This is a genomic window from Streptosporangium brasiliense, assembly GCF_030811595.1.
Taxonomy (GTDB): Bacteria; Actinomycetota; Actinomycetes; order Streptosporangiales; family Streptosporangiaceae; genus Streptosporangium; species Streptosporangium brasiliense.
In genome coordinates, this window is sequence record NZ_JAUSRB010000002.1 from 4,162,677 (window position 1) to 4,179,757 (window position 17,081).

Genomic DNA, 17,081 nt, shown 5'->3' on the forward strand with positions numbered 1-17,081 from the left:
CGATGGCGGGATTCCTTCTTCGTCGACTGCTCAACTACCTGGTGCTGATCGTCGTGGCCACGAGCCTGGCCTACATGCTGGCGGCGGCCGCGCTCGACCCCCGCTCCAACTACGAGGGCCGCAACCCGCCGATCCCGCCGGCGGTCATCGACGCCCGTCTCACCGAGCTGAACCTCAACGACCGGACCCCGCTGACGCAGCGCTACCTGACCTGGGCGGGCGACGTCGTCCGCGGCGACTTCGGCAAGTCGGTGACCGGCGGCTCGGTCAGCGAGGACCTCGGGCGGCGGGTCGGCGTCACCCTGCGCCTGATCACCATCGGCCTGGTCCTGGGCAGCGTCGCGGGGGTGTCCGTCGGCGCCTACGCGGCGGTCAGGCAGTACGGCGCGTTCGACCGGTTGTCGACGGGGGCGTCCTTCGTCGTCCTCGCGGTCCCGACGGTCGTGCTGGCCAACATCCTGATCATCGCCGGGGTCTGGCTCAACGGGCTGTTCGGCGCCCAGATCTTCCTGGTCAGCGGCGAGGCCACCCCCGGCCTGCCGGGGGGTCTGCCGGCCCAGGTGGTGGACCGGCTCCAGCACCTGATCCTGCCCACGCTCTCGCTCTCCCTGGGGTTGGTCGCCGTCTACAGCCGCTACCAGCGCAACATGATGCTCGACGTGCTCGGCGCCGACTTCATCCGCACGGCGATGGCCAAGGGGCTGCGCCGCCGTACCGCGCTGATCCGGCACGCGCTGCGCACCGCGCTGATCCCGGCGGTCACCTACTTCGCCTTCACCTTCGGCGCGCTGCTGGTCGGCACCACCTTCACCGAGAAGATCTTCGGCTGGCACGGCATGGGCGAGCAGCTCGTCAACTCCATCGCCACCAACGACGTCAACACCGTCGCCGCGATCAGCTGCTTCGCGGCCCTGGCGGTGCTGGCCGCCTCGCTGGCCTCTGACGTGCTCCATGCCGTCCTCGATCCCCGGGTCCGGGTGGGGGGAGCGCGAAGATGACCATCTCCGACGAGGAGCTCGCCGAGCAGCAGGCGGCCATCGGCAGGCTCCGGGCGCCCTCCCGGCTCCGGGTGGTCGGCGCCCACTTCCTCCACTCGCCCCAGGGCCGGATGGGGGCCGCGCTGCTGGCCCTGATGTTCCTGCTGGCCTTCGCCGGGCCGCACCTGGGCAGGTGGACCTACACCGACAAGGACTTCACGGCGTTCCTGCAGCCGCCCTCCGCCGCGCACTGGTGGGGCACCCTGCAGACCGGCGCCGACGTGTACGCGGTGACGCTGCGCGGCATGCAGAAGTCGCTGATCGTGGGCCTGCTCGCCGCGGTGGTCGGCACCACGCTGGCGGCCGTGGTCGGAGCCTTCGCCGGATACTTCACGGGCTGGGCGGACAGGTCGCTGACCTGGCTCACCGACCTGATGCTGGTGCTGCCGGCCTTCCTGATCCTGGCGATCATGTCGCCGCTCTTCGCCGAGGGCCAGTGGCTGCTGTTCGTGCTCGTGCTGGCCCTGTTCCTGTGGATGGTCACCTCGAAGATCGTCCGGAGCATGACCATCTCGCTGAAGGAGCGGGAGTTCATCCAGGCGGCCAGGTTCATGGGCGTGCCGCCGGTGAGGATCATATTCCGGCACGTCATCCCGAACATGTCCTCGCTGCTGGCCGTGGACGCCACACTGAACGTCAGCGCCGCGATCCTCACCGAGACCTCCCTGTCCTATTTCGGTTTCGGCATCCAGCCGCCCGACGTCTCGCTGGGCAGCCTCATCGCCGACGGCGCCAAGACGGCCGTCTACGCCCCATGGACGTTCTGGTTCTGCGCCGGGCTGCTGATCGTCACCGTGCTCGCGGTGAACCTCGTGGGTGACTCCCTGCGCGACGCCTTCGACCCCGGCGCCAAGAGGGGCGGACAATGAGAGAGTGTGACGAGCGTCAGGCGGGCCCGGGGCTCCGGCCGGGACCGGCCGGCCCGGTCCTCGAGGTGACCGACCTCAGCGTCACCTTCGGGTCCGGACCCGGCGCGGTGCGCGCCGTGCGGGGGGTCAGCTACGCGGTCCGCCCGGGAGAGGTGCTCGGCATCGTCGGCGAGTCGGGGTCCGGCAAGTCGGTCACCTCGCTGGCGGTGATGGGCCTGCTCCCGCCGCACGCCCGCGTCGCGGGCTCGGTGTTGCTGCAGGGCCGGGAGATCCTCGGGGCGGCGGAGAAGACGCTCACCGCGTTCCGGGGCAAGACGATCTCGATGGTCTTCCAGGACCCGCTGTCCGCGCTCACCCCGGTCTACCGGGTGGGCGACCAGATCGCCGAGGCCGTGCGGATCCACCAGAAGGTCACCAGGCAGCAGGCCGCCGAGCGGGCCGTGGAGCTGCTCGACCTGGTCGGCATCCCCAACGCCGCGCAGCGCGCCAAGGCGTTCCCGCACGAGTTCTCCGGCGGCATGCGCCAGCGCGTGATGATCGCGATGGCGATCGCCAACGACCCCGACGTGATCATCTGCGACGAGCCGACCACCGCGCTCGACGTCACGATCCAGGCCCAGGTGCTGGAGGTGCTGAAGCGGGCGCAGCGGGAGACCGGCGCGGCGATCATCCTGATCACCCACGATCTGGGAGTGGTGGCGGGGTCGGCCGACCGGGTCCTGGTCATGTACGCCGGGCGCGCCGTCGAGGTCGGGGCGGTGGACGACGTCTACTACCGCATGCGCATGCCCTACACCATGGGCCTGCTCGCCTCCATCCCGCGCCTGGACCGGGGCGGCGGGCAGCCGCTGGTCCCCATCGAGGGGAACCCGCCGTCGCCGGCGGCGCTGCCGCCCGGCTGCCCGTTCGAGCCCCGCTGCCCGATATCCGTCCCGGCCTGCTCCGACGCGGAGCCGGCGCTGGAGCGGGTGGGCTCACCCGGGCATCTGGCCGCGTGCATCCGCGCGGGCGAGATCGAGGCGGAGGGCTGGTCGCCGGCCCAGGTCTACCACGCCGGGACCGGCGGGCGCGCGGCCGGCTCTCCCGAGCCTCCCGCGGCTCACATGCGGCCCGTACGGCCGCCGCGCGAGGAGCGTGAGGTGGTCCTGGCGGTCGAGGACCTGGCCAAGCACCACCCGCTGCTGAAGGGGTCGGTCTTCCGGCGGCGGATCGGCACGGTCCACGCGGTGGACGGCATCAGCTTCGACGTCCGCAGGATGGAGACGCTCGGCCTGGTCGGCGAGTCGGGCTGCGGCAAGACGACCACGCTGATGGAGATCCTGGAGCTGACCAGGCCGCAGCGGGGCACGATCGTGGTGCTGGGACACGACACGGCCACGCTGGGCGCCCGCGACCGGATGGCGGTCCGGCGGGACGTGCAGGTCGTCTTCCAGGACCCGCTGGCCTCGCTGGACCCCAGGATGACCGTCTACGACATCGTCGCCGAGCCGCTGCGCACCCATGGGAGGAAGGACCCGGGGCCGCGGATCCGGGAGCTGCTCGACCTGGTCGGCCTGGAACCCGGCCACGCCGCCCGCTACCCGCAGGACTTCTCCGGCGGCCAGCGCCAGCGCATCGCCATCGCCCGGGCGCTCGCGCTGGAGCCCCGGCTCCTCGTGCTCGACGAGCCGGTCTCGGCGCTCGACGTGTCCATCCAGGCGGGCGTGATCAACCTGCTGGAGGGCCTGAAGCGCCGTCTGGGCCTGTCATACCTGTTCGTGGCGCACGACCTGGCCGTGGTCCGGCACATCGCCGACCGGGTCGCGGTCATGTATCTCGGCAAGATCGTGGAGATCGGCCGGGCCGACCAGGTCTACGACAGCCCGATGCACCCCTACACGCAGGCGCTGCTGTCGGCGATCCCGCTGCCCGACCCGGAGAAGGAGCGTTCCAGGAGGCGCATCCTGCTCGAGGGCGACCTGCCCAGCCCGGCCGACCCTCCCTCCGGCTGCCGCTTCCGCACCCGCTGTCCCAAGTTCAAGACCCTCGACGAGACCGACCAGGCGCGGTGCGTGAACGAGGAGCCCCCGATCCGCCCGTTCGGAGCCGATCACGGCGCCGCATGCCACTTCGCCGAGAAGCTCAAAGTCATATAAACCAGGAGGAACCGTGATATCAATCCGGCGCGTGGGCGCGTTCGCCGCCGCCCTGAGCGTGGCCGGCTCGCTGACTCTGGCCGGCTGCGGCAGTCAGACCGGGGGCGGTGAAGGCGGCCGGGGCGGCGCGGGAGGGGAGTCGTCGCCCGGTTCCGCCTCGGCGGTCAGGGCCTACGACATCAACCCGGTCCCCCGGGACCGGGTCCGCGACGGGGGACTGCTCCGCTGGGGCCTCAACGAGTATCCGACCAACTGGAACCTCAACCATGTCGACGGCAACCTGGCGATGGTCAAGAAGGTCATCGACGCGCTCATGCCCTCGGCCTTCCGCTCCGACGAGAAGGGGGAGATCTCCGCCAATCCCGACTACCTGCTGGAGGGGAAGGTTACCGAGACCAAGCCCAAGCAGGTCGTCCGGCTGAAGCTCAACCGGAGCGCGAAGTGGTCCGACGGCAAGCCGATCACCTGGGAGGACTACCGGGCCCAGTGGCAGGCGATGAACGGCAAGAACGGCGACTACCGTGTCGCGGGCGTCACCGGCTACAAGGACATCGAGAGCGTGGAGCGGGGCGCGGACGACTACGAGGCCGTCGTCACCTTCGCCAAGCCCTTCGGTGACTGGCAGTCGCTGTTCGGGCCGCTGTATCCCAAGTCCACCAACGCCACCCCCAACGGGTTCAACAGCGGATGGCTGAACAAGATCCCGGTGACCGCGGGCCCGTTCAAGTTCGTCTCGTTCGACCAGACGGCCAAGACCATCACCGTCGTCAGGGACGACGCCTGGTGGGGCGACAGGGCCAAGCTGGACCAGATCATCTACCGGGCGCTGGAGAGCGACGCGCTGGTCGGCGCCTTCAGCAACGGCGAGCTCGACACCTTCGACATCGGTCCGTCCGCGCCCGACTACGCCCGGGCCAAGAGCAGCCCGGGTGCCGTCGTGCGGCAGGCGGCCGGGCCCGACTTCCGGCACATCACGATGAACGGCGAGAGCGCGGCGCTCTCCGACGTCAACGTCCGCCGGGCCGTCGCGACGGCCATCAACCGCCAGGCCATCGCCCAGTCCGACCTGCAGGGCCTGGACTGGCCGATCGTCCTGCTGAACAACCACTTCTTCATGAACACCCAGGAGGGCTACCAGGACAACGCGGGCGCGGTCGGCGTCTACGACGTCGAGAAGGCCAAGCAGGCCCTGGACGCCGCCGGCTGGCGGATGGAGGGCCAGACCCGCAAGAAGAACGGCAAGGAGCTGACCCTGCGCTTCGTCATGCCGTCCGGTCTGCAGCTCACCAAGTCCGAGGCCGAGCTCGTCCAGAACATGCTGGCCCAGGTCGGCATCAAGGTGACCCTCCACGCGGTGCCCAGCGACGACTACTTCACCAAATACATCATCCCCGGCAACTACGACATCACCGCCTTCAGCTACGTGGGCACGCCTTTCCCCATCTCCAGCGGTTACGGCCAGTACGCCAACGCCACCAAAGACTCCAAGGGCCAGCCGCAGTGGAACGCCAACCTCGGCCGGATCGGCTCCCCGCAGATCGACGCCGCCATGGGCAAGGCGACCGCCGAGCTCGACGACGCCCAGGCCATCGCCGACACCAACGCCGCCGACAGGCTGATCTGGGAGGCGGTGAACGTGGTGACGCTCTATCAGCGCCCGCAGAACGTCGCGGTCAAGAACACCGTCGCCAACTACGGCGCCCGCGGCTTCTACGACCTGAGATACCAGGACATCGGCTTCGTGGGCTGACGCCGTCCGGCGCCGGCCGGCCGGCCGGCATGCGTTCTGTCAGGACGACGGTGTAGAAAATAGGGCCATGGCTATCTCTGTGACCTGGCCTCAGGTGCTGGCGTGGCGGCTGGGACGGCAGTTCGTCGACCCGGCGGCCGGGCCCGACGCGGTGTCGGTGGTGCGGCGGCTCACCGGGGTGCAGGCCCAGGTGGCCTCCTCGGCGGAGCTGGCGGTGGCCGTACGGCACGCCGCCCCCCGCCCCGGCGAGATCGACCGGGCCCTGTGGCAGGAGCGCACCCTGGTCAAGACCTGGACGGCGCGCGGCACCCTGCACCTGGTCCCCGCCGACGAGCTGGCCTCCTACACCGCCGTCCTGGGCGCCTTCCGAAACTGGGACAAGGGGTCCTGGCAGCGTGGCCACGGCGTCACCGCCGCCGAGGTCGCCGCCATCCTCGACGCGGTCCCCAAGGCGCTCGACGGCCACACGCTCACCCGCGAGGAGCTGGTGGAGAGGGTCATCGAGGTCACCGGCGACGCCCACCTCAAGGAGGCGCTCACCTCCGGCTGGGGCGCCCTGCTCAAGCCGCTCAGCTTCCTCGGCGAGCTCTGCTACGGCCCGCCGCGCGGGAGCAAGGTGACCTTCGTCAGCCCCCGCGACTGGGTGCCCGGCTGGCCGGTGGAGCCGCTCTCGCCGGAGGAGGGCGGCGTGCGCCTGGTCCGGTCCTTCCTCGGCGCCCACGGTCCCGGTGCCCCCGAGACCTTCGACACCTGGCTCTACCGGGGCGGCGCGCGCAAGGCGATGCTGCGCGGCTGGTTCGCCGACCTCGCCCCCGAGCTCGCCGAGGTCGAGGTGGAGGGCCGTCCCATGGTCGTGCTCGCCGAGCATCTCGACGACCTGGCCACGGCCCGGCCGTCCACCGGAGTCCACCTGCTGCCCGGCTTCGACCAATACATCCTCGGCGCCCCCCGCGACCTCGAAGCCCTCCTGCCGAAGGAGGCCCGGCCCAAGGTCAGCCGGGCCGCCGGCTGGATCTCCCCGGTCGTGGTCCACCAGGGCCGGGTGGTCGGAGTCTGGGAGGCGAAGAACGGCGAGATCACCCTCGACCTTCTGGAAGACGTCCCCGCCGCCGCCCTGGCCGCCGAGACCCGCCGGGTCGCCGCGCTGCTGGCCTGAGCCCGCCGTCGGCCGCCTGCTCAGGCCCGTTCCCGGCCGAGGCGGAAGCGGACCCGGTCGCCGGGGCGGAGCTGGGCGGCGCCGGCGAGGTCGGCCGAGACGAGGACGGCGATCACCGGATAGCCGCCCGTCGGCGGGTGGTCGGCGAGGAAGACGATCGGCCGGCCGTCGGGCGGCACCTGGAGGGCACCGGCGACCATGCCCTCGCTGGGCAGCTCCCCGCCGCGGGCGCGCTCCAGGCGGGCGCCCTCCAGCCGCACGCCGACCCGGTTGCTGTCCTGGCTCACCAGATACGGCTGCGCGCACAGGGTCGCCAGCGCCTCGGGGACGAACCAGTCGTCGCGGGGGCCCGGCAGGACCCGCAGCACGTCCGGCCGGGCGGCGGGGGGCGGCGCCGCGTCCACGGTGATGGGGGGCAGGGCGCCGGTCGGCCCCACGGGCAGGACCGTGCCGGCCCGGAGCGGAGCGGGGCCGAGGCCGGACAGGGAGTCGGTCGAGCGGCTCCCCATGGTGACGGGCACGTCGACGCCGCCCCGGACCGCGACGTAGGTCCGCAGGCCGGTGGAGGGGAGCGCCACCCGCAGCTCGCCGCCCGGCGGCACCCAGAACGGCGCGGCCATCCCCGGCCGGACCACCCCGCCCGGCCGGCGCAGCTCCAGCGGGCAGGGGGCGCCGGTGACGGCGGCCCAGGCCCCGCCGGTGAAGCGCAGCCGGGCGCCGCCGAAGGTCAGCTCGATCCCGGCGGCACCCTCCGGATTGCCGACCAGACGGTTGGCCAGCCGCAGGCTCGGCGCGTCGGCGGCGCCGGAGCACGGCACACCGAGGTGGCCGTGGCCGGGACGGCCGAGATCCTGCACGGTGGCGTACGGTCCCGGTGCGACGACCTCGATCATGGGCCGGTGACCGCCTGGAAGCGCACCCGCGTGCCCGGCGTCAGTACGGCGGGCGGATCGGCGCTCACGTCCCACACCGCCATGAGGGAGCGCCCGAGCAGCCGCCAGCCCCCGGGCGAGGCCGAGGGGTAGACCGCCGAGTAGGGGCCGGCGATCGCCACGGAGCCGGCGGGCACCGAGGTCCGGGGGGTGGGCAGCCGGGGCACGTGCAGCACCGGGTCCAGGCCGGTGAGGTAGGCGAACCCCGGGGCGAAGCCGAGCCAGCCCACCACCAGCTCCCGCCGGGTGTGCCGCTCGACGACCTCTCCGGCGGACAGCCCGCTCAGGGCGGCCACGTCGTCCAGGTCGGCGCCGTCGTAGACCACCGGGACCGTCACCGTCCTCCGGGCGGCGGGGGAGCCGGCTCCGGCCTCGCGCGCCGTACCGAGCAGGAGGGACAGGCGGGAGCGGAGCCGGGACAGGTCGGCGCCCGGTGCGACGACGAGGACGGTCGCCGGGCCGGGCACGATCTCGACCACCCCGGCCGGCCGGCCCTCCCGCAGGAGGGCGTCCAGCCGGTGGGAGACCTCCAGCGACCCGGTCTCCACCAGCAGGGCGTGCTCCCCGGCCCGGCGGATCGGCTCCCCGCGCCCCCGGGCTCCCCCGGCGGGAGTCTCCGCCGGGGTCTCCGCCGGGAGGGAGGCGCTCTGCCCGTGGGTCTCGTCCGCCCCGAGGGGCGCGCCCGCTCCCTCCGGGCGGTGCTCCGGCGTCTCCGCGGGGCGGGCGTCGCCGGGGTGTGCTCTCTCCGGACCGGCCGGCGGACGGTGCTCCGGTGCTTGCGCGGGGCGGGCGTCGCCCGGGCCGTGCCGGGGGAGGGGCCCGCCGGTCACCGCTCCTGCCTCACGTGAACGCCTTCAGCGTCACCCCGGCCGCGGCCAGGCCGTCACGGACGGCCCGCGCCAGCAGCACGGCGTCAGGGGTGTCGCCGTGCACGCAGATCGAGCGGGCGTCCACCGGGACCTGTGAGCCGTCCACCGCGGTCACCGTGTGGGCGGTCGCCATGCGCACCGCCCGGGCCGCGACCTCGGCGGGGTCGTGCAGCACCGCGCCGGGTGAGCGGCGGGGGACCAGAGCCCCCGAGGGGGTGTAGGCGCGGTCGGCGAAGGCCTCGGTGACGGTGGCGACGCCCTCCCGGGCGGCGATCTCATGGACGGCCGAACCGGGCAGGGTGAGCACCGGCAGGCCGCGGTCGTAGTCGGCCACGGCCTCCACGACCGCGTCGGCCTGCTCGGGGTCGCGGCAGATCCGGTTGTAGAGCGCGCCGTGCGGCTTGACGTAGGAGACCCGGCCGCCCATCGCCCTGGCGATCCCGTCCACCGCCGCCAGTTGGTAGAGCACCTCGGCGCAGAGCTCCTCCGGGTCCACCTCCATCTCGCGCCGCCCGAACCCGGCCAGGTCCCGGTAGGACACCTGGGCGCCGATCGCCACGCCCCGGTCCACCGCCGCCGCGCAGGTGCGGCGGATGGTCAGCGGGTCACCGGCGTGGAACCCGCAGGCGATGTTCGCGCTGGTCACCAGGTCGAGCAGGGCCATGTCGTCGCCCAGCCGCCAGATTCCGAAACCCTCGCCGAGGTCGGCGTTGAGGTCGATCATCATGGCTCACCTACATCGGAGGCTCGTCGGGAATGTCGGCGATGTCGTCGAGGGCGATGGCCAGCTCCTCGGGGTCGTCACCGATCCGTTCGGCGATCTCGATCAGCACGTGCAGCACGTCGTGCCGGTCGTGGCCGAGATCCAGCAGCCGCTGGGCGGCCTCCCACAGCTGCGGCGGGTCGCCCTCCCAGAGCCGGCCGGCGATCTCCTCGTGCCAGGCGAGGTGCTCGTCGTAGTCGGGCCGGTCGAGCTCGCCGCCGTGGTCGATGCCCAGCAGGACTCGCCGGTCGGTCTCGTCGGCCGGGTTGAGCAGGTCGAGCTTGATCTCGCCGTGTGTGCCCTGCAGGAACGGGAACGCGAACACCCGCCGGGCCAGCGCCGACAGGTCGCCGTCCGGCAGCAGCCGGTCCAGCAGGTCGCGGTCGAGGCCGAAGGTGGTCGGGTCGCGGTAGGTCTCGGCGAACCTGGCCGTGGCCTCCCAGATCCCGTCGAGCGTGGCGCGCAGGCCCTCCTCGGCCAGGCCGGTCCGGCGCGCGGCGAAGCGTGCCCAGGCCCCCAGCACGTAGGGGACGGCCTCCTGCTCGGCCGGGCTGAGCATGACCTTGCGCGGCAGCCAGTCGAGCAGGAACGTCTGGCACTTGGTCGGGCTCACCCGTAGTGGGCGGCCGAAGTCCTGGTCGCAGCCGTAGTCGATGATGTGGTCGGCGCACCGCGAGGCCGCCGACGGGTCCGACAGGTGCTCGGCCGCGTCCGAGGAGAGGAACTCCGCCGCCAGCATCGCCCGGCGGTCGCGGCTGTAGGGGGCCTCGCTGTGGAGCGGGGCCGGGCGCTTGCGGCCGGGCGGCAGGGCCTTGATCCGGGACCGGGCGAAGGCGTGGTAGGCGCTGTAGCTGTCGCTGACCGGCGCGGTCGTCCGGCGGTCGCCGTAGTCCACGGTGGCCTTCATCGCCGACTCCAGCAGCGCCCTGGCCTGCTGTGGCTCGATCTCCTCGAACCTCAGCATCGGGTTGGCCTCGGCCTCGGCCCCGGCCTGCTCCAGGAGCTTGTCCACGTGCGAGGAGACCCAGGCGTCGCGGGCGATCCCCCGCATGTTGTAGTCGACGACCACGACCAGCGCGTGCCGGTCCTCGCCGCTGTCGGCGCCGCGGTAGGCGAAGGTGCACACCACGGTGTCCTGGTCGCCGTAGGCGTCGCGGGAGACGTAGCAGCCGGCCGGCTTGACCGCGCCCAGCCGGTCGGCCCAGCGGGGCCTGGCCACGTCGCGCTCGATGAGCGCCAGCGCGGCGCCCTCGGCCTTGGCGGCCTGGCGGGCCGTGCCGAGGTAGGCCAGCGCGATCAGCAGGGTCAGCGCGGCGGGGGACCCCGCCTTGGCGGCGTAGTCGACCAGCCCCTCGCCGAGGACCTGCTCGGCGTCCCCGCGCCGCAGCCGCCGTCCCCACCAGGCCCCGACCATGTCGGAGACCATGAGCTCGGCGTCCAGCGGGCTGCGCACGGCCAGCAGTTCGCGAGCGGCGAGCAGCATCTCGGAGAACACCTCGTCCGGGGACTGGCTCTCCCTGGGGTCTCGACGGTGTCGCCGGCTCAAGCGGCCTCCCCCGTCGGCCGTATGAGCCCAGTGCCGCCGCGCTGATTGGCTCGCTCGCTCCGCTCGCTCACGTCCCAACCTTCTCGCATTCCCGGGCCAGACGGTGCGTGGAACACGGCCCGGTGATCCCGATGTTACCGGGGACTTCGCGGTGGCGGCGCGGAGTTCACGCGGGCGAGCAGATGCTCGCGGGCCACGCGCTCGATCACCTCGGGTGTCGCGTCGACCCCCAGATGCTCGGCGCAGGCTCTCACATCGGCCACGCACCGTGCCACGGTGCCAAGGGGGACGGTGAGGAACTCGGAGGCCAGACGGGCGCTCACCGGGTCCTGGAACGTCGTTGTGCCGCCGGTGAAGCGGATGGCGAGTGCGGGCATGGGCGTCGCATTCCTCCGGTTTTCCCGGGGAGCATCCCCCGGATGGACGGCGGGGACGTGCGTTCTCATTCCACAACTTATCGCGCGAGTGTCAACCCTTAAGTGGGTGACATGCGAAGCTGACCCCAACCCTGACTCGATTTGTCGACCCGGGAGTAAACGAGTGTTCGCGAAGGGGCAGCCAAATCGCCAATCAGTCAGTAGCCTGATCTTGCTTGGGACGCTGAAGGAGATGAGGTGGGCAGTTGTCGGGACGGTCCGGCTTGATCCTGCTAGGGTCCTGGCCGCATACGTTCGAAGGCGTCAGCGATGATCACGCTGGTGCCCCGGGAGGGCGGTGGGGGCGGCGTCACGCCCAGGCCGGCGCAGGTCGGCGGGGGCGAGGACGTGAAGCGGGCGGGAGCGTCCGGGAGCGGGCCGCCCGCACCCCGGTGCGGCCGTCGCGGCGACCCCTGGAGGGGGGCGGACGCGATGGGGGGCGGCACCGCCGTCCCGCTCCGGCGCGATGCCGGTCGGGTGGCGCCCGGGCCGGGGATCCGGCGCGTTAGCGTGGGGGGCCCGGGCTTCGGGACCGGGAGCTCCGCGGGATGCGCCGACCGCATCATGGGCGGGGCTTCCGTCCGCGTGCACCCATCGCCGATGATGTACTGCAGGATCCGGTCCCCCGGAGCTGCGCTACGCCAATTCGCAAGTTTGGAGATGTGCCTCGTGGGAGACCCTGGCACGCGACGGAGGTGCCGACTGTGAGCGCCGAAACCTCCGTGCCCCGTCCCCGGGAGTCGGGTGTGGACATCTCAGACCCCGGCCTGTTGCAGGGCCTGTTGTCGCAGTCGCCGTTCGCCTTCGCGTTCTTCGACCCCGAGGGCCGGTTCCAGCGGGTCGACGAGGTCTTCGCCGACGTGGTCGGCCTGCCGGTCGAGCGCCTGGTCGGCCGGGCCCCGGGCGAGCTGCTCTCCGCCGACCTCACCGCGCTGGTGGAGGGGTCGGTCCGCGGCGTCGTCGAGGGGACCGGGGTCGAGTCCGACCAGCGGATCCGGGTGCGCACCTCCGACGGGCAGACCCGTCACTGGTCGCTGACCTTCTCCCCGATCCACGACGACAAGGGCGCGCTGCGCGCGGTCTGCCTGGTCGGCGTGGACATCACCGACAGCAGGCAGGTCGAGGAGGACCTGCGGCGCAGCGAGGAGCGCTACCGCTCGCTGGTCGAGGCCCAGTCCCAGCTCGTGTGGATCACCGCCCCCACCGGAGCCGTGGCGGAGGACGCGCCGCAGTGGCGCGCCATCACCGGCCAGGGCCTGGAGGAATACCTCGCCCACGGATGGCTGGAGGCCGTCCACCCCGACGACCGCCCGCACGCGGAGGAGGCCTGGCGCGAGGCCCTGCGCGGCCGGACCATGTTCGAGTGGAACTACCGGGTCCGCACCCGGGCCAGCGGCTACCGCCACTTCGAGGTGCGCGCGGTGCCGATCATCCGGCACGGCCGGGTGGTCGAGTGGGTGGGCGCCAACACCGACGTCACCCCGCAGCGCGAGGCCGAGGAGATGCGGGGCAGGCTCACCGACCAGCTCGGCGCCGCCGCCCTGCGGACGGCGCGGCTGCAGGGCGCCACGGCGCAGCTCGCCGAGGCGCTCACCGTCGAACAGGTCGTCCAGGTCATCATCGACGTGGGCCGTACGGCCCTGGCGGCCGACCGCTCGGCCGTGGCCCTGCTCGACGTCGAGCGGGCCGCGCTGAAGCTGGTCAACAGCGGCGGCATCCCGGACGTCCCCGGCGCGCCCGGCGAGGAGATCCCGCTGTCGCACTCCAGCGTGATGACCATGGCGGTCAACAGCCGCCGTCCGGTCTTCGCCGAGTCGCCCGACAGCCTGCGCGCCCAGCTCGTGGACGCCGGCGGCGACGAGGAGACCGTCACCGGCTTCATCGCCCACAGCGACGAGCGGGCCTGGGTGGGCCTGCCGCTGCTGGCCGCGGGACGCGCGCTCGGCGCGCTGCGCTTCTCCTTCACCCGTCCGCAGAAGATCTCCCAGGAAGACGGGGTGTTCCTGGAGGCGCTCGCCGGGCAGTGCGCCCTGGCCGTGGAGCGGGCCACCCTGTTCGAGCGCGAGCACCGCACCGCCGAGACGCTCCAGCGCAGCCTCCTGCCCGACCGCCTGCCGGTGGTGCGCGGCCTGGTGCTGGCCCAGCGCTTCCGCTCGGGCAGCCGCCACGTGCAGGTCGGCGGCGACTGGTACGACGCGTTCGTCCTGCAGGACGGCCGGGTCGCGGCGGTGGTCGGCGACGTCATGGGCAAGGGCGTCAAGGCCGCGGCCGGCATGGGCCGCATCCGCAACGCCATGCGGGCCCTGGCGCTGACCAACCCGCCGCCCGCGGCGGTCCTCACCGGCCTGGACCGGGTCTTCGAGGCCACAGAGGAGGAAGAGCAGGTCACGACCCTCGCCTACATGGTCGTGGAGCCCGGCACGGGAGAGGGCACGCTGGCGCTGGCCGGCCACCCGCCGCCGCTGCTGGTCTCACCGCAGGGCATGCCGCTGCTGTGCGAGGGCGAGCCGGGCACCCCACTCGGCTGGCCGACGAGCCGCAGGCAGTTCCGCTTCTGCGTCCCGCCCGGCCACACCGCCGTCCTGTATTCGGACGGTCTGGTGGAGAACCGGAAGCGTGGGCTGGATGCCGGTCTTGCTGAACTTTGCTCTGTTGTGACCGAAGCGCCACCCGAAGTCGTGGGAAGCCCGCACATGTTGCTGGATTTCCTCGTTGATCGGATGCTGTCGGGATATGAGCAGGATGATGACGTCACGGTGCTGGCGATCCATGTCCCTCCGGCCACGAAGAGTGACTGAATGAAACAGTCATAACGGTTGCTTTCGGGTATCGGTGCCCCGCTTCCGTACGCACTACTCTCTTGGTCGGCCTAGGGTGGAGGGCAACCGCCAGGAGGCGGCCGTATGGATCACGGTGTCGTGTCACAATGCTGGACAGGTGCGTCGCGGTTCGCGCGGCCTCGTTCATCATCACAACTAGAGGTAACCGCCCCTAGTGGGCATCTGGGTCCATTCTCGTCACGCTTTCCTTCGAGAGGTGTTCGTGTCGCCTGCAAGTTCGACTCGCTCGAAGCCATCCGAGCTGAACGAGCCCGTCATTCAGCAGCTGATGGAGCGGGGACGCTCGCAGGGGTTCCTCGAGTCCGAGGATGTCCGCAAGGCCGTCGAGGAAGCGGACATCCCGATGGCGCAGGTCGCTGGAATCCTGCGTAGCCTCAGCAAAGAGGGCATCACCGTACGGCTGACCGCTGAGGACTCCGCGGCCCCCAAGAAGTCCCGGACTTCGAACAAGCGCCGCACCCCTGCCGCTCCCGCCACCGTCAAGAAGACCAAGACCGCCGCGGCGGCCAAGGAGCAGCCGGAGACCGTCACCGCGGTCGTCGGCGGCTCTGAGCCCGCGCCCGCGGCCAAGAAGCCGACGGCTCCCGCCAAGAAGGTCGCCCCGGCTGCCAAGAAACCGATCCCCGGTCCGCCGAAGAAGGCCGGACCCGAGGCGCCCGCGCCCACGGCCAAGTCCGAGCCCAAGCCGAAGGTGGCCGGCGGCGAGGACGACGAGGTCATCGAGCTCGAGGACGACGTCGAGATCGAGGACTTCGACCTCGAGGTCGAGGTCGAAGTCGAGATCGAGGCTGAGACCGAGGTCGAGGTCGAGGTCGAGGAGGAGCCGAAGGCCGAGGCCGTCGGGCAGAACGAGGACGAGGTCCTCATCCTCTCCGACGACGACGATGACGCTCCCGTGCCGCAGGTCGCCGCCGCCGGTGCCACTGCCGACCCGGTCAAGGACTACCTCAAGCAGATCGGCAAGGTCCCCCTGCTCAACGCCGAGCAGGAGGTCGAGCTCGCCAAGCGCATCGAGGCCGGCCTGTTCGCCGAGGAGCAGCTGGGCACCGACGGCGACAGGCTTCCGGTGGACGTCCGCGCCGAACTCGAATGGATCGCCGAAGACGGGCGCCGGGCCAAGAACCACCTGCTGGAGGCCAACCTCCGTCTGGTGGTCTCGCTGGCCAAGCGCTACACCGGCCGTGGCATGCTCTTCCTGGACCTGATCCAGGAGGGGAACCTGGGCCTGATCCGTGCGGTCGAGAAGTTCGACTACACCAAGGGCTACAAGTTCTCCACCTACGCCACGTGGTGGATCCGGCAGGCGATCACCCGGGCCATGGCCGACCAGGCGCGGACCATCCGCATCCCGGTCCACATGGTGGAAGTGATCAACAAGCTGGCCCGTGTCCAGCGGCAGATGCTGCAGGACCTGGGCCGCGAGCCGACCCCCGAGGAGCTGGCCCGCGAGCTCGACATGACCCCTGAGAAGGTCGTCGAGGTCCAGAAGTACGGCCGTGAGCCGATCTCCCTGCACACCCCGCTGGGTGAGGAGGGCGACAGCGAGTTCGGTGACCTCATCGAGGACTCCGAGGCGATCGTCCCGGCCGACGCGGTCAGCTTCACGCTCCTGCAGGAGCAGCTCCACTCCGTTCTGGACACCTTGTCCGAGCGCGAGGCGGGCGTGGTCTCGATGCGTTTCGGCCTGACCGACGGTCAGCCCAAGACGCTGGACGAGATCGGCAAGGTCTACGGGGTGACGCGCGAGCGCATCCGGCAGATCGAGTCCAAGACCATGTCCAAGCTCCGTCACCCGTCCCGGTCCCAGGTCCTGCGCGACTACCTCGACTGAGACTCCGCGGCACAGGGCCCGCGCCACACGGCGCGGGCCCTGTCGCGTTACGGCGGAGCGGCGGCCCGGTGCCCCGGCCTCGGGACGGCGCGCCGGCCCGGTGCCCCGGCCGGTGGGCGCCGACCGGAGGAGGAGACCCGCACCGGACGGCCGCGCCGCGGGTCACACCGTGATGTCGAGGCTCCACGGCCGCCTGCCGGTGGGAGGCGGGCCGAGGGTGACGGCGTGGCCGAGGTCGTCCAGAATCTTGACCAGCTCCTCCGGCGTCCGGGGGTCGCAGCCGGCCTCCAGCAGGGAGCGGGCGACCACGCCCCGGGTGGCCTTGGCCATGTGGGTGACGACCTTGCCGTCCCTGAAGACCCGCACCGCGACCGCCCGGCCGCCGGGCTGCCAGGCCGTCGCGTAGCTGCTGGAGCGCAGGTCCACCACCAGGCCGGGCCGGGCGTCCAGGACCGGTGTGACAGCCCGGCGCCAGTAGGCTCCCAGCCCACCCATCGGCGGCAGGCGCACGCCCATGGCCAGGCGGTACGGTGGCACCCGGTCGCCGATCCGGAGCAGGCCCCAGAGCCCGGAGAAGATCAGAACGCTCTCCGCCGCCCGCCCGGCCGCCCCGGGCGACAGCGAGGCCAGGCCCAGGTTGTCGTAGAGGACGCCGGTGTAGAGCTCGGCGGCCGTCAAGGTGGGTGCGGTCCGCAGAGCCCGGTCCTTGTCGAGCTCGCCGAGCTGTCCCGGCGACAGTCCGAGCACGGCCGGCGCCTCGGGCCTGTCGCAGAGCGCGATGAGCGCCTCCACGACGGCCTCCCTGGACGCGTTCAGGGAGGGGAAGCTCAGCCGGGACAGGTCGAGAGCGGGGCCGTCGCCCAGCTCGGCCTTCCCCTCCGACGGTGGTAGCAGAATCAACACAGTCGCCGAGCGTAGTGCGGGGGGCGGGGAGCTA

General features: G+C 72.1%; 13 protein-coding genes. 7 read left to right on the forward strand and 6 right to left on the reverse strand.

Translation table 11 applies throughout. The features are described 5' to 3' along the window. Nucleotides 1-2: 2 nt before the first annotated feature. From J2S55_RS27800 to J2S55_RS27820, 5 genes are all read left to right on the forward strand, one after another. Nucleotides 3-998, forward strand: a complete 996-nt coding sequence (locus J2S55_RS27800) for an ABC transporter permease (protein WP_306875587.1) — start codon at nt 3-5, stop codon at nt 996-998. Then, the gene (locus J2S55_RS27805; RefSeq protein ID WP_306866838.1) at nt 995-1,906 is read left to right on the forward strand and encodes an ABC transporter permease; all 912 of its coding nucleotides are present in this window, start codon (nt 995-997) and stop codon (nt 1,904-1,906) included. Before J2S55_RS27800 ends, J2S55_RS27805 begins: the two co-directional genes overlap by 4 nt. Further along, on the forward strand, nt 1,903-4,041 hold the full coding sequence (locus tag J2S55_RS27810; protein WP_306866840.1) for an ABC transporter ATP-binding protein: 2,139 nt from the start codon (nt 1,903-1,905) through the stop codon (nt 4,039-4,041). The genes J2S55_RS27805 and J2S55_RS27810 overlap by 4 nt, the downstream gene beginning before the upstream one ends. A gap of 13 nt (nt 4,042-4,054) precedes the next feature. Further along, nucleotides 4,055-5,791 carry an ABC transporter family substrate-binding protein gene (locus J2S55_RS27815; protein ID WP_306866843.1) on the forward strand — a complete coding sequence of 579 codons (1,737 nt, stop codon included), beginning with the start codon at nt 4,055-4,057 and terminating at the stop codon, nt 5,789-5,791. 67 nt (nt 5,792-5,858) lie between these two features. Next, entirely contained in the window at nt 5,859-6,947 is a 1,089-nt protein-coding gene (locus J2S55_RS27820; protein WP_306866845.1) for a winged helix DNA-binding domain-containing protein, read from the forward strand. A gap of 20 nt (nt 6,948-6,967) precedes the next feature. Here the strand turns inward: J2S55_RS27820 and J2S55_RS27825 are convergent, their stop codons facing one another. From J2S55_RS27825 to J2S55_RS27845, 5 genes are all read right to left on the reverse strand, one after another. After that, a complete protein-coding gene (locus J2S55_RS27825) occupies nt 6,968-7,840 on the reverse strand; it encodes a 5-oxoprolinase subunit C family protein (protein ID WP_306866848.1) in 873 nt (290 codons plus the stop codon). Beyond that, nucleotides 7,837-8,709, reverse strand: coding sequence for a 5-oxoprolinase subunit B family protein (locus J2S55_RS27830; protein WP_306866851.1), 873 nt, complete (start codon nt 8,707-8,709; stop codon nt 7,837-7,839). Before J2S55_RS27830 ends, J2S55_RS27825 begins: the two co-directional genes overlap by 4 nt. Nucleotides 8,710-8,719: 10 nt before the next feature. Beyond that, nucleotides 8,720-9,475, reverse strand: a complete 756-nt coding sequence (locus J2S55_RS27835) for a LamB/YcsF family protein (protein WP_306866853.1) — start codon at nt 9,473-9,475, stop codon at nt 8,720-8,722. Between the two features lie 7 nt (nt 9,476-9,482). Continuing rightward, the gene (locus tag J2S55_RS27840; RefSeq protein WP_306875589.1) at nt 9,483-10,994 is read right to left on the reverse strand and encodes a hypothetical protein; all 1,512 of its coding nucleotides are present in this window, start codon (nt 10,992-10,994) and stop codon (nt 9,483-9,485) included. Between the two features lie 197 nt (nt 10,995-11,191). Beyond that, nucleotides 11,192-11,434: a hypothetical protein gene (locus J2S55_RS27845; RefSeq protein ID WP_306866855.1), complete on the reverse strand. Its 243-nt coding sequence runs from the start codon at nt 11,432-11,434 to the stop codon at nt 11,192-11,194. Between the two features lie 743 nt (nt 11,435-12,177). Here J2S55_RS27845 and J2S55_RS27850 point away from each other — a divergent pair. Continuing rightward, complete coding sequence (locus J2S55_RS27850; protein WP_306866857.1) at nt 12,178-14,271, forward strand: SpoIIE family protein phosphatase; 2,094 nt, start codon at nt 12,178-12,180, stop codon at nt 14,269-14,271. A gap of 244 nt (nt 14,272-14,515) precedes the next feature. Next, nucleotides 14,516-16,144: an RNA polymerase sigma factor gene (locus J2S55_RS27855; RefSeq protein WP_306875591.1), complete on the forward strand. Its 1,629-nt coding sequence runs from the start codon at nt 14,516-14,518 to the stop codon at nt 16,142-16,144. Between the two features lie 162 nt (nt 16,145-16,306). Here J2S55_RS27855 and J2S55_RS27860 read toward each other — a convergent pair whose 3' ends face one another. After that, nucleotides 16,307-17,047, reverse strand: a complete 741-nt coding sequence (locus J2S55_RS27860; protein WP_306866860.1) for a YaaA family protein — start codon at nt 17,045-17,047, stop codon at nt 16,307-16,309. Nucleotides 17,048-17,081 lie beyond the last annotated feature (34 nt).

What these genes read in the sequence shown, in the direction of transcription:
- J2S55_RS27800 (WP_306875587.1), top strand. Translation starts at nt 3, where the DNA reads ATGGCGGGATTCCTTCTTCGTCGACTGCTCAACTACCTGGTGCTGATC.
- J2S55_RS27805 (WP_306866838.1), top strand. Translation starts at nt 995, where the DNA reads ATGACCATCTCCGACGAGGAGCTCGCCGAGCAGCAGGCGGCCATCGGC.
- J2S55_RS27810 (WP_306866840.1), top strand. Translation starts at nt 1,903, where the DNA reads ATGAGAGAGTGTGACGAGCGTCAGGCGGGCCCGGGGCTCCGGCCGGGA.
- J2S55_RS27820 (WP_306866845.1), top strand. Translation starts at nt 5,859, where the DNA reads ATGGCTATCTCTGTGACCTGGCCTCAGGTGCTGGCGTGGCGGCTGGGA.
- J2S55_RS27825 (WP_306866848.1), bottom strand. Translation starts at nt 7,840, where the DNA reads ATGATCGAGGTCGTCGCACCGGGACCGTACGCCACCGTGCAGGATCTC.
- J2S55_RS27835 (WP_306866853.1), bottom strand. Translation starts at nt 9,475, where the DNA reads ATGATGATCGACCTCAACGCCGACCTCGGCGAGGGTTTCGGAATCTGG.
- J2S55_RS27840 (WP_306875589.1), bottom strand. Translation starts at nt 10,994, where the DNA reads ATGCTGCTCGCCGCTCGCGAACTGCTGGCCGTGCGCAGCCCGCTGGAC.
- J2S55_RS27845 (WP_306866855.1), bottom strand. Translation starts at nt 11,434, where the DNA reads ATGCCCGCACTCGCCATCCGCTTCACCGGCGGCACAACGACGTTCCAG.